The organism is Peribacillus sp. SIMBA_075 (assembly GCF_046534585.1).
Window position 1 is genome coordinate 1 of the sequence record NZ_JAWRYN010000953.1, and the last position, 259, is coordinate 259.

Genomic DNA, 259 nt, shown 5'->3' on the forward strand with positions numbered 1-259 from the left:
GGATGTAAGGCTGTGAGTGAGCTGTTTTTAGCAAGATTTCAATTTGCTTCAACGACATTATTTCATTTTATTTTTGTTCCTATGTCTATAGGTTTGGTGTTTATCGTCGCATTGATGCAGACCCTTTATGTAGTGAAGAAAAAAGACATCTACAAAAAGATGGCGAAGTTTTGGGGTCACCTTTTCTTAATTAACTTTGCAGTAGGTGTGGTGACAGGGATTCTGCAGGAATTCCAGTTTGGGATGAACTGGTCTGACT

1 protein-coding gene is annotated in these 259 nt (G+C 38.6%); it reads left to right on the forward strand.

Annotated features, from left to right (window positions below; all coding sequences use genetic code 11):
* Positions 1 to 12 precede the first annotated feature (12 nt).
* The coding region (locus tag SB775_RS31085) for a cytochrome ubiquinol oxidase subunit I (RefSeq protein ID WP_410865125.1) at positions 13 to 259 on the forward strand (247 nt) is incomplete at its 3' end.